Here is an 11,917-nt window from a genome sequence, read left to right on the forward strand (position 1 = left end):
AAATTTTTCAACATATAATTTCTTCAAAAATATCTTCAATCCTTTATGTAACGAAAAAGGACGATTCCACTACTGGAAATCCGTTTTTTATTGTTTTAACAAATACGAGGAAACAAATCTACTACAATTTTTTCAAAGCCGGAATCTTAGTACCTTTAACATTTACACCTTACCGCTTTCAGTCAGTGAATCCCTCCCTTTCGCAATCTTTATTTCACTCCTAATTAATTATTTTCATACGACCAACTTTACATTATAATTACTATATATGTAAATATTTCCTATAAAACCAAACACTTTTATTAGGATTTGATCTTCAATTCGCAATGTACAGAGTGTATGAACTCACATGAGATGTTTATGGGCATATCTACTTCTACAACCATCCCTTTATTTGACAAGTTCTCGTGGTAGCTCATTTGCGGATTACTTTTATCCGCTCAATTTAAACTCGGGGTTAGTGTTGTGGAGGTGAAAATGTTACTTTTTTCATACCTTTTGTTTCATCAAATATATTTCATTAATTAATTGTAAGTTATGCGGATAAAAAATCATCTTTCTCTCACACTAATAGTGGAGGTGAGACGATCATGGGTAATAATAAACATAAAAATAATAAAACTCAAGACAACAAAAAACAGCAGAATCAAAATCAAAATGCTAACAGAGAACGTAAAAATGAAAACAGAGAAGAGTTCGCTGAGGAAGTAGATTTTAGTAGTATTCAAAATGAAAATAAACGTTAATTAATCTAACCCCCAATACACACCTTAGAAAAAGGTGTGTATTGGGCTTTTTTTTCTGTAAACATCGACTTTGATCCATCTCTTTGGATTTCTTAAAATACAAAAAAACCCGGAAATAATTCCGGGCTAATTACCACTTACTTTTTTCCTCCATGACACACACTGTCTCGCTTTTCGCATTCGATCTTAAGAATAACCTAAGACAACCGTGCTTTAGCTTTCAGTTGATGGTTATTCAGAGTAAACGATCAATCGTACTCATCGGGTTAACCCTCCCAGTCATATTGGTTGAAGTGAAAATCTTTAATAGTATAGATTAATTATTATTTTTTATACGCTTTTTTGAAAAAAATCAATATGTTCTTTTGGTCCCCAATGTTATACCTGTTACGAAGGTTTTTTATTGATTGGGTATATTCGCAGCTTGTGCTGTAGCTTTAGAATAAAGATTGATTTAACTATTTCCGTCAACCTTTATTTATCAGCAAATGCAAAAACTCCATTTTGGAACTAGAGATTGATCAAAATGGAGTTAATCCTACTAACTATATGAGATTTTATTCTACTTGATAATTTATTCCACGGAATGGTAGTTTCGCCTTTTTTATGATATAAATTTATCTACTACCAAAGACGCGGCACAATAAATGTCTACTGGTATCGATAAGAGCCATCCTATCATCCAGTTTAATTTTATATATACATTAGGTGGTATTATTTTCAATGATATTTTTGTATTTCCTACGATTTCATTATTTTTTCGTACCCCTTCAGAAATAATATTCTCAACCTTCAGTTCTGCTTGAGTTAAATTAGGATTATGAAAATCAACCTCTAAAAATGCGTATTGAGGATTTGAAATCGACAATTTTACACTCCTTCGTTTCATCCTAATTCCTTAATAAATCAATTAAAAGCTTAAATTGCATGTGGTATTTGGTCTATTATATTCACAAGATAGTACCAACATGCACTATTAATTTACAAAGTTTTGCAACGAGTACATCAACATGTCGATTATTGAAGTAGAGGGTTTTTGGTTTTAATTATTCTTCCCATAAGTTTACATAATATAATTATTCAATCAATCTCATATTTAGCAAGCTCTCTCTTGCTCTCGCTCCGTAAACCGATCGGTAACATGATGTTCCCCCACAGTAATTAAAGTATCTGACCTGTAATTTATAGTAATTACTTTCTTCCTCTACGCTCTTTAGATAAGTTGCTTTTCAACAGATTCTTCACACCTCTAGCTCCAGAACTTGGCGATGGTAGACAATTGAACGCTTCAATGGATTCACCTTCTTTAAACTTTACTTTTTCACCCTTCGCTCGACTTGTGTTTTATTTTGAACGCCAAATCGTTTGGCTATGGAAACATAGCTTTCGTTACCTGCTAAATATGCCTGAACTTCTAATTTAAACTCATTTGTATTCGAATTATTTTTTCTAGGCAAAGAAAAATCCCCTTTAAGTAGAATGTTAAAGGGGATCATATTATCATTGGGGATAGCCAATTTTTTAATTAGAGAGTTCACTTTGGATAATTAATTTGTTTTTACGTTTTTCATCTGAAAGGTCCTGGTTAATAATATAGAGATCATTTTCCGCAGAAAACCTATAAATATCGGGAGTTTCCAACTCTCCATTTTTAACCAGTAAATTATTCTTTACCTTAAATTTCATAAAATATTTATCATCATAAGAAAAAAACACTTGGTTATTAAAATCTGTGTAAATAGAATTTACAATTAATACATCCGAAACAACTTCTTGCGTTTGTTTATTCGAAACATCATAAAAAAGAAGCTTTCGTTCATCAACTATAGGTTCACTAGGGTCATTAAAGGTTAGATAAATAAATTGTTGCCCATTTAGCAAACTTGCCCAACCAATGAATTCATAGTCCGTTTTTATTTCGTCGATTTCTTTACTTTTCAAATCATATAAATATAAATAACCTACATTATTTTTTTTATCAGTAAATAATATTTTTCCCTCCTTTGCAGATAAAAACATATTCATAAATGTATAAGTATTTAAATCAAATATACTGTCAGTTTCATTTGTTTTAAGATTTTTCAACATAACTTTCGGCTTGCCCGTCCTTAAATCTATTGATATCCAAGCAGCATAGTCTTCAACAAGTACAGGAAAATCATTATCGATATTTGGATTATTTTCTTCTGTTAATGGTTGTATTTCATTCGTCTTTAAATTCATCAAATACGAATTTTTCTGTCCACCACCTTCATCAGCATCAACCCACACTAACCAATTATCATTCATTTCTAGACCTTGGACAGACGGAAATTCAAATTTGCTATTAAATATAGTTTTGTATTGCTGAGTCTTTCGATTATATTGAATGATCTTATTATCTAGACCAGACGGACTCTTATGATCCACACTCATGAAAATTGAGCTAGCGTTCCCCTTAAAAGAAGTTATCCTAGAAAAAGGAACATCTACTGTTTTATTAAAATCTTCATCTACTATTTGATAATATTCAAGAGTCTCATTTTCAGTATTGTTATTGTTTTGAACCACTTTTAAAATAACTAGTAGAGCAACAACTAAGCTGGCAATTAACCCGAATGCTATTAATGTATTTTTTTTCAAAATAATCTCTCCAAATAACCTAGTTATTTAATTTTGTTTATTTTACCAAATCATTGCAGGGTTAGCACCATCAGCTTTATATACTGCTTTTGCAATACCTTTACCCTCTCTAGTAGTATCTGTTGCAATTCCGATGGTTGTCCAATATGTTCCAGTGCCTGTGTATTTTGTATGATGATTTGGATCTACAACCCTTAGAGTCTTATTCGATTCTTTGTACCCACTTATCGTTACATAGTGACGAAAATTTGTGCCTTTATATTGTTCAATCCATTCTGTTTCTGTTAATAAGATTGGTGCTGTTTTTTCATTCTTTAAGCTATCAATAATACGTGAAATAAACGTTTTTTGGGGATCATTACTGTCAATAATACTACCTACTATATAAGGGGTTGAACTAAAGCCATATACATTTTTATATTTATTTAAACCGTTACTTAGATCTGTAGATTTTGTTGGTCCTTTTTCTGGTAGAACACCAATAGTGACACCAAAGTGCTCTTGAGTTTGCAAAGCTTCTTTACTTTTACTTTTTACATTGTGGAAACTTAAAGCTTGTCTTCCTGACGCTGGACCGCAAAAATTTTTATACGCTTGCTTATTGTAGGTAACTGGTATTGTATAATAGGCGGAAGCACGTGCTAAACCTTGTTCTTGTTCTCGTTTTTCTCTTTCGGCAATTTCTAAATCCCTTTGTCTCGCCAATTGATCATAATATTCTTTGTTTTCTATATAATCTATATCTACATTCGAAGCACCACTACCATTTTCTTCTTCTGAAGCTGCCTTAGAATTTTCAGGTAATGCACCAAGACTCATTGTAAGTAAAATTAAAGCGCTTAAAGCATATCTTCTATTCATTATTTATCCCCAATCCTTTATTTTATTGTGTCTTTGATTTTAAAAGCTAAGCATTACAATAAGAATCGTTTTCTTCGATTTTGTTCTTTTTGTTTAAATAGGTAAATTGTTTTATTTCGCAATACATAACATGTTGATATAGAATGAACTATACTTCCTGTAGCCTCCTAAAAATTCATATCTAATGGTAATAAACTATAAATAATGATATAGTCATAATATTCCGTTAATTACCTTCACCTCTCTCCTTAATTGTCTTCTAGTTAATACCTTCTCACTAATAGTATAATCGTCGGGCATTCTTTTCCTATTTTTTCAAATAAGTTTTACACTATGAGGATCGGCTCCTCCTAAATCTATGACTTGTAATGGATTAACAAACTTAGCCTCTTTTGCAACCACCTTTAGTTTTTCAACTAACGGCGATCTATTACCAAAAATAATTAATATTCACATACAGTAAACTCCTATATAAATCGATATTACCGCACGATTTTTGTATAAACAAGGCGATTTTCGTCACTTTAAGTAAATCATTACGAATATTTAGATTTTTCTAACTTATAAAGAAATATATTAACAAAAAAAGTGTACTCATAATATAGTTCAAATGAGTATTACCTAGTTTAATAGGGTCAAAAGGTGCAATATTGCATACTCATCAAAAAATGCAAGTAGTTGTTTGTGAAAGTAAGTCACCGTAATTTTAAACAATTGACCAGCTTTGGAAGAGTTGGATACATAAAAGAGGATGAACATAAGTATTTTTAACAAGCAAAATTAATAAATATCCACACAAAAAAAGCGCTAGAAATCAACACCTAAAATGATTTCTAGTGCTTTTTAAAGTTCTGACCTATTTTGTCCCAGCCTCTTGGTGAGTAAATTCCGATAACAAAATGTTAGCATCTATTCACACATTCCCCCTGTGGGAAGTTGATGTGGCAACGCATGGATGCTGGTAGGGTTTTATTATAAAATCGGCTATCAGGTTTCTTAACACCTGCTTGACTCCTTCTTCATCAACCAAAGCCAATCCATACATACAGGGGCGACGACCTACTAGTACTGCCTTTGCCCCTAAGGCAATTGGCGTTTAATCCCGGTTGCTACGTCTTTAATGCGAGAATTATGCCCGCAGAGGCTCAATATAAAGCCTACCAAAGTACATGCTGCTACGTTTATCTTGTCCAAGAAAAAGGCAATTTTTCAGTTGCGAAGTGCCTCACATTTCGAGTTTGAAATACACTGTTCCTCAATCATAAGATAGAGCCACTACCCTCTACCACTCTTGCCTTTTAATTTCATTGTATAAACTTTAAAATAAAACCGGCGGATGAATTGGAACAGATATAATCATTACTGCAGCACTCAGTATTAAGATTGATAATCCAACATTTTTCTTCATATTCGCACTCTCCTTTAGATTTCAATAAATTGCATAGCTTTCTCAAACTTCTTTTCTTGTCGATAATACTCTCTCAATAAATTAGAAAATTGTTGGTGCATTTCTTTTAATTCTTCATTATCTGCTGTAAATGGAATTAACCTCCCTTCTAAAAAATCCATTGCTTTCTCTTTTTCTTCTCCTAGCAAATATAAATAGAAAGTAGCAAATAAATTAAAACTTAATTTTTTCTTATTTTTTGCTTCTTCCTTTAGAAAAGTAAAGGTTTTTATACTTTTCTCCGTTTGTTCTAAGCGAAATTGTGTAACACCTAAATTATATAAGCAAAGCAGATAATGATCACAGTTCTTTGACATTAAAGAAGCGCTTTTTTCAAAGTATATTAATGCATTTTCATATTCGCCTCTCATTTGGTACAAATCCCCCAAATTGTGATATATAGCAGGTAATAGCTGCTGTTGCTGTAATAGCTCCACATTTCTCACTAAATGTTCATAGATTTCGATTGCTTCGTGAAACACTTTTCCTCGAGAGTAATTGAGTGCCAGAGACATTAATGTATAAATAATTCTTTTAAAATTAAATTGGTCCTTATAGAATTGAAGAGCTTTTTTCCCATAAATAATTGCTTGGCTTGGTTCTTCTAACCGCCCTTTTATTAAAGCGAAATGGTAGTAAAACTCTCCTTCTAGTGACCCTAGTTCTGGATGTATTTGAAGTATTTGAGTTAGTTCTTTAGCTGCTTCCTCATATTTACCTTTTGTTATTAAAACTAATGCATAATAATATGAATGTAAATACCTTTCATGTTGGGAAAAATTTTGTCGGTGGGCATTTAGCCATCTTAATTGATTGTCTGCTAATTTATGCTCTTTAACAAACACATAATAACGTAACTTATAAAGTTCATATAAATAAATAGATTCTGTAAAACCTATTATTTCTTCATATTCTTTTAATCTGCTCATTGTCTCTTCTACTTTCTCATTCTCTAGGTAATTTATATGTTTTTGTAAATCATTTAATAGACAAATAATATTTTGTTCGTTATTCTCTACATCGTGAATACTAATATTTAATCGTTCTAGCAGTAGTCGTATTGTCTCGCTATTTGCTTCTTTATTATTATTCTCAATTTTACTTAAATGAGGAATCGAGCAAATCCCCATCGCCACCGAGTTCTGTGTCATTCCTAGCTTTGTACGATAGTACTTAATTAATGAACCTATTTTCATTTTCATAACCTCCCTATCGAATGACTATATTTTACATTTATTATAATCAAAATTTTCCCAATAATCAAAAAGCCCAAATTATGGTAGATTCAAATTGTAGTACTATAACTTAATTTGAAAAGGGGTTGGGATGAATGAAAAAAATGAAAAGTACGTTGCTAAGTCTTTTGATTGCAGGATCAGTAATAAATCCGGTGTACGCAACAGCGATGAATAGCGAAGATAGCTCAGGAAACGACGGTGGTCAGGAGACATTCCGTGTTTATGTTGAGGCAAACAAAAAATCAGAAAAATCAACATTAAAAACTCAATATTCTGCTCGTTGGGAATTAACAGAGAACGGATTTTCAACTGATATGAATGAAAAACAATTCGAAGCATTACAGAAGAATAAAAATTTCACAGTTACAAAAGTTCCTATCGTTACATTAGATACGATAGGTTTGGAAGACGATAGTATGGTAGAAAATGAAACCCTGGATTCGATAACTTCTTTAAGAGCTTCTCAACAAATACCTTGGGGAATTAAAGCAATATATAACAATGATACTTTAACATCTACAACTGGAGGAAGTGGCATTAATATTGCCGTACTCGATACGGGTGTAAATACTTCTCATCCTGACCTTGTCAATAACGTAGAGCAATGTAAAGACTTTACAGGTGCGACAACACCCATTAACAACAGCTGTACAGACAAAAACGGACATGGTACACATGTTGCTGGTACGGCCTTAGCTGATGGTGGAAGCGATCAAGCAGGCATTTACGGTGTCGCTCCAGATGCTGATCTTTGGGCTTACAAAGTGTTATCAGATAGCGGCTCTGGATACTCAGATGATATTGCTGCTGCTATTCGACATGCAGCAGATCAAGCATCAGCTACTGGTACCAAAACAATTATTAGTATGTCTCTAGGTTCTTCAGCGAATAATAGCCTCATTTCAAGTGCAGTCAATTACGCATACAGTAAAGGAGTTCTAGTAGTAGCTGCAGCTGGTAATTCAGGCTATGCGCAAGGAACAATTGGTTATCCGGGGGCATTACCAAATGCAATCGCTGTTGCAGCTTTAGAAAATGTACAACAAAATGGGACTTATCGTGTAGCTGACTACTCTTCACGTGGTTATACGTCTACAACTGGAGATTATGTAATCCAGGAAGGTGATATTGAAATCTCAGCTCCTGGCTCATCAGTTTATTCTACATGGTATAATGGCGGTTATAATACAATTAGCGGCACATCAATGGCTACTCCTCATGTCTCTGGTTTAGCAGCAAAAATTTGGGCTGAAAATCCGTCATTGTCTAACACGCAACTACGTTCTAACTTACAAGCGAGAGCAAAATCAGTAGATATTAAAGGTGGTTATGGAGCTGCTATAGGTGATGACTACGCTTCAGGGTTTGGATTTGCTCGCGTTCAATAATTTCAAAAGGTGAAGCATACTAACATTAGTAATACAAACCATAGCTTTGGTTTGTATTACTATTTTTTTGGTTCTAAACGTATTCAAACATATTTCTACAAGTAGGGGTGAACAGGTTGACTAGATAACATTTTATCAATACCATTTGCAGTATCGTTCCCTTCAAATTCATCTTGTGCGATAAAGAGGATAAATCCAGTTACAACTTTACATAGTCCAATAATAACCTTCTTCATAAAAATCACCTCCAACCTTTCCATTACAGACTCCTTGTAATAAATTATTTTTTTTAACAATTCACCATTCACTTGAAAACTACCTTCTTTAACTAATCTCCCTCTATAAACATTGATGTATCAACGGTTTCCACCACTTCGTGATGAAGAAAAAATATTTTTTTAATTGATTTATAAACATTATTTTTAATTTATAGTTATAATTTACAATTTGAGTGTACGCTTCGCTAAAACTAATGGGAATCATTAGCTTTTTAATCCACTATGTGATGCACAATGGATCTCTGCGATACTTATGACGACGTACCCTCCCATGTCTCTTAGCGTCATCATTTGCGCTTACAATCCCTTCATTCGGCCTATTCATAAGGTAGAGGCCTGCTATGCTGCTCCAGAGACTCACCTCTCACACCACCGTACGTACGGTTCCGTATACGGCGGTTCGAAAGTTTTATGGTTTTAAAATGATTTGGGAGAGACTTTTTAAATTTTGTTTCTCCCAGTATTTATTATTTAGGGCTCTATTTATGATTGGATTATTGGATGAACGCCAATATCCTTTTCGGGTATTTGCTTTCTGTAAGCGTCGTTCGGGCAGATACCAAGTTTCTTAAGGTTGCAATACTTGGTTGTGGTTTTCTTCAACTCTTTCCATCGACACTCTCTCAATCTTCGGCGTATATGACATCCATCTTTTTAGCGTATTCTCCAATGTCCCGATTTTAAAGTAATTAATCCATCCCTGAATCAGGTAGTTGTGGTATTTAATTCTTTCATCCATTCGCATGCTTCGATTGCGATTCGTGAGGTGGCGGATTCTATCTTCCAATTTCTGTTTACTTTTCTTCGGCACGTAAATCCTTGTTTGTTGCTTGTTTCGGTAGAAACTCACTCCTAAGAATGTCCGTGCTCTCGGCTTTCCCACTGCGGATTTCTCCTCATTTACCTTAAGCTTTAGTTTCTTTTCGATAAATGTTGTCATCCCTAATTTCACACGCTCTCCTGCTTTTAGACTTTTAACATAGATATTGCAGTCATCTGCGTAACGGACGAATCTGTGACCTCGTTTTTCAAGCTCTTTATCTAGTTCATGGAGAAGGATATTACTAAGTAGTGGACTCAGTGGTCCACCTTGTGGCGTGCCTTCTTGGCTATGTACTACGACCCCATTTGCCATAGTGCCAGTGTTGAGAAACTTATGAATTAGCTTTAAGGTTGGCTTATCCTTAATATATCCTGCAACTAGTGACATCAGTTTATCGTGTTGGACACGGTCAAAGAATTTTTCAAGGTCCATGTCTACCACGAATTTGTAGCCTTCATCCATATAAGATTACGCTTGTGTAATTGCTTGCTGGGCACTTTTATTTGGACGAAAACCATAGCTATAGTCACTGAAAATTGGGTAGATGATTGGCGTTAAGATTTGAACAACCGCTTGTTGAATAACGCGGTCTGTTACAGTTGGGATTCCCAATTTTCTCGTATCACCATTTCCTTTCGGAATTTCTACCCGTTTTACCGGTTGCGGTGTATATTGGCGTGTTTGAATTTGGCGAGTAATCTTTTCTTTATTTTCTTTTAAGTATTGGCTTGTTGCCTCTATATCTTTCGCATCGACTCCGGCAGCCCCTTTATTTCTACGTACCTTCTTAAAAGCTTCATTTAGATTATCTCGATCTGTTATTAAATAAATTAGTCCATTTGTATCCATATGTTCTCATGGTATAGGTATGCATATGAACAGTTCCACTCTTTTCGTTGCGCGATTCACGTTCTGCGTTGCAAGGCAGCGAAAAGTCTTACGATTGGCTGTGTCTTCACTGTCATATAATGTGCCCTTCCATGTTCCCTCCTTTCGTTCAGCCCTTCCCATTACTGGTACTATGGCTTCTGCTGACTTCTGATGATTCAGCTATCTATCACTAAATAGGTTCTGTTTCCAGGTATTCATCAGATCTCCCGGGATAAGTCCGTCCACTTTCACCTCATATATCCGCCACATTTATTGCCCTGACTTCCGTGGATATTTTGGATTTTGATTTGTTTTGCAATCTCGTCCAGTCAGGACAACCTCGAATGTGATTCGTGTACCTCGGACCAAGGTTTTACCGCCTGCTTCCTTCAGATTCCGCGTCACCACGGACACCCTTGCACTTGGCTAGTGGTTCGCATATCCCAACGCCCACAGTGAACTTTCATCACCTAGTTGCCGGGCATGCCCGGCACACAAAAAGATGGCTCCGGCAACTTACCGAAGCCATCTCATTGCGGCTTAACTTACAACTACATCCCTTCTTATTAAACTGTCTACAAAATAGGGTTCAGTTCATTTTCAAACATGAGCTTTTTTATTTTGCTTCCCTTAATCAATCACATTTTCCCGGAACGAAGCTTGTGTAAAATGAACCTGCCTATATGTAAAATGTGTGTAAAATGATTTCAATTCTTATCGTTTCCTATCGTAACCCCAAAAATGTAAAAAGCTCATAAACCCTGTTATATCAAGATTTATGAGCTTTCTTAACTTTTTAATCGTAACGTAAATATACGTAATGATACCGGTGATCGGGATCGAACCGACACTTCAAAGGAACACGATTTTGAGTTATAGTAGGTTCTATTAGTTCCATTTAGTATTAACGGTCGTTATACGTCAAGAGGATCTCTTTAAATTTGGCGTTTATTGGAGAATCGTATTATTTTTTTGCGATATTTTTCTACAATTTTTTAAGAATACCTAAACTCCCGCTTTTCCGATAATAGCCTTTATCCGAGCTATTCTTCATTCTTATCCATGTATTCAAAAAATCCAAGACGATTTCCCCAAGGGTCAGTAAATGTTCCCCATTTAGCTGAAACTTCTGGTCTTGAGTAAATTTCAAAATTATCAATGTTAAGTTCTTTTATAAGACTTTCTCTTTCAGCTTCGATATTTGTAACACCTAAACGTAAAGGACCATTTCCTTCAGTAAGATTCCCTTCTGCTACTTGTAACCAACAGCCAGGTATAAGTTTCCACTCTACAAAACCATCCTGTGGTATGAAATCCGGTCTCTTATTTAACAGTATTTCATACCACTTACGCTCTTCTTCGATATTAGATACTCGTACTTGAGTAGTCATTTCAAAAATCATTTTAAACCCTCCAGATTATAGTATGTATATTCTTTTCAATACATTTCATTAAAAACCCTTTAATCAAATCAATTAGACCTCGGCATAATTGCGTACGGAGGCTTTTATGATGTTGATTTTGGAGAAATAAAGAGGAACTGATTTGTATCAAATATGGCAAGAATATCAGAAAGGATATGTCACAGTTAATTTAGTAGGTGATAATATTTTTTAAGGGATTGCTTTATAATAGATACCAAAA

At 34.4% G+C, this 11,917-nt stretch carries 12 protein-coding genes; 2 read left to right on the forward strand and 10 right to left on the reverse strand.

Translation table 11 applies throughout. From position 1 onward, the window contains the following. Nucleotides 1-590: 590 nt before the first annotated feature. Nucleotides 591-746 (forward strand): hypothetical protein, encoded by a 156-nt coding sequence (locus tag ABNX05_RS02330; protein ID WP_170938954.1) that lies wholly within the window; start codon nt 591-593, stop codon nt 744-746. 604 nt (nt 747-1,350) lie between these two features. Here ABNX05_RS02330 and ABNX05_RS02335 read toward each other — a convergent pair. The 6 genes from ABNX05_RS02335 to ABNX05_RS02360 all read right to left on the reverse strand — a co-directional run bounded on the left by ABNX05_RS02335 (nt 1,351) and on the right by ABNX05_RS02360 (nt 6,872). Further along, nucleotides 1,351-1,614 (reverse strand): hypothetical protein, encoded by a 264-nt coding sequence (locus ABNX05_RS02335; protein ID WP_349658213.1) that lies wholly within the window; start codon nt 1,612-1,614, stop codon nt 1,351-1,353. A gap of 445 nt (nt 1,615-2,059) precedes the next feature. Then, nucleotides 2,060-2,203, reverse strand: coding sequence for a transposase (locus tag ABNX05_RS02340; RefSeq protein ID WP_349658214.1), 144 nt, complete (start codon nt 2,201-2,203; stop codon nt 2,060-2,062). Nucleotides 2,204-2,267: 64 nt separating this feature from the next. Then, on the reverse strand, nt 2,268-3,368 hold the full coding sequence (locus tag ABNX05_RS02345; RefSeq protein ID WP_349658215.1) for a hypothetical protein: 1,101 nt from the start codon (nt 3,366-3,368) through the stop codon (nt 2,268-2,270). A 42-nt stretch (nt 3,369-3,410) separates the two neighbouring features. Next, complete coding sequence (locus ABNX05_RS02350) at nt 3,411-4,229, reverse strand: C39 family peptidase (protein ID WP_349658216.1); 819 nt, start codon at nt 4,227-4,229, stop codon at nt 3,411-3,413. Nucleotides 4,230-5,142: 913 nt separating this feature from the next. Further along, entirely contained in the window at nt 5,143-5,319 is a 177-nt protein-coding gene (locus ABNX05_RS02355) for an alpha-hydroxy-acid oxidizing protein (protein WP_349658310.1), read from the reverse strand. Between the two features lie 332 nt (nt 5,320-5,651). After that, nucleotides 5,652-6,872, reverse strand: coding sequence for a helix-turn-helix domain-containing protein (locus tag ABNX05_RS02360; RefSeq protein ID WP_349658217.1), 1,221 nt, complete (start codon nt 6,870-6,872; stop codon nt 5,652-5,654). A 134-nt stretch (nt 6,873-7,006) separates the two neighbouring features. Here ABNX05_RS02360 and ABNX05_RS02365 point away from each other — a divergent pair, with 134 nt between their 5' ends. Further along, on the forward strand, nt 7,007-8,302 hold the full coding sequence (locus ABNX05_RS02365) for a S8 family peptidase (RefSeq protein WP_349658218.1): 1,296 nt from the start codon (nt 7,007-7,009) through the stop codon (nt 8,300-8,302). Between the two features lie 95 nt (nt 8,303-8,397). Here the strand turns inward: ABNX05_RS02365 and ABNX05_RS02370 are convergent, their stop codons facing one another. From ABNX05_RS02370 to ABNX05_RS02380, 4 genes are all read right to left on the reverse strand, one after another. Next, nucleotides 8,398-8,562: a hypothetical protein gene (locus ABNX05_RS02370; protein ID WP_349658219.1), complete on the reverse strand. Its 165-nt coding sequence runs from the start codon at nt 8,560-8,562 to the stop codon at nt 8,398-8,400. A 586-nt stretch (nt 8,563-9,148) separates the two neighbouring features. Then, nucleotides 9,149-9,865, reverse strand: coding sequence for a reverse transcriptase domain-containing protein (locus ABNX05_RS26540; RefSeq protein WP_490390918.1), 717 nt, complete (start codon nt 9,863-9,865; stop codon nt 9,149-9,151). Nucleotides 9,866-9,871: 6 nt separating this feature from the next. Then, nucleotides 9,872-10,252: a hypothetical protein gene (locus ABNX05_RS26545; RefSeq protein WP_490390919.1), complete on the reverse strand. Its 381-nt coding sequence runs from the start codon at nt 10,250-10,252 to the stop codon at nt 9,872-9,874. Between the two features lie 1,064 nt (nt 10,253-11,316). Next, nucleotides 11,317-11,676, reverse strand: a complete 360-nt coding sequence (locus ABNX05_RS02380) for a VOC family protein (RefSeq protein WP_349658220.1) — start codon at nt 11,674-11,676, stop codon at nt 11,317-11,319. Between the last annotated feature and the right edge of the window lie 241 nt (nt 11,677-11,917).

It is taken from the genome of Lysinibacillus zambalensis (assembly GCF_040183165.1).
GTDB lineage: Bacteria > Bacillota > Bacilli > Bacillales_A > Planococcaceae > Lysinibacillus > Lysinibacillus zambalensis.